This window comes from Pseudomonas sp. EA_65y_Pfl1_P113 (assembly GCF_963970525.1).
Taxonomy (GTDB): domain Bacteria; phylum Pseudomonadota; class Gammaproteobacteria; order Pseudomonadales; family Pseudomonadaceae; genus Aquipseudomonas; species Aquipseudomonas tritici.
This window is the reverse complement of the sequence record NZ_CAXAQM010000695.1, coordinates 1-429: the sequence shown is the minus strand read 5'-3', so window position 1 is coordinate 429 and position 429 is coordinate 1. Positions and strand designations below refer to the sequence as shown.

Sequence of the window (429 nt, the reverse complement as noted above, 5' to 3'; positions counted from 1 at the left end):
AGTTCGACCGCCAGCGGCGTTTTGCCGCGCGCCAGACCGGTACGGTTTCCGACGCGGAAGATATGTGTGTCGACCGCGAACGTCTCGGCCCCGAAGGCGACGTTCATCACGACATTGGCGGTCTTGCGCCCGACACCGGGCAGGGTTTCGAGCGCGTCGCGATCGGCCGGAACCTCGCCGCCATAAACGTCGATCAGGCGCTGCGACAAGGCGATCACATTCTTGGCCTTGGTGTTGAACAGGCCGATCGTCTTGATGTGCTCCTTCAGCCCGTCCTCGCCAAGCGCAACCATTTGCGCGGGCGTCTTCACCTGTTCGAACAGCCGCCTGGTGGCCTTGTTGACGCCGATATCGGTCGCCTGTGCCGACAGCGCGACCGCGACGACCAACTGGAAAGGGTTGCCGGCCTCCAGCTCGGTTTCCGGATGG

At 63.9% G+C, this 429-nt stretch carries 1 protein-coding gene; it reads right to left on the bottom strand.

The window, feature by feature from the left end; all coding sequences use genetic code 11:
• A partial coding sequence (nth, locus tag AACY52_RS31765; RefSeq protein WP_339561620.1) for an endonuclease III occupies positions 1-429 on the bottom strand: 429 nt, incomplete at both ends.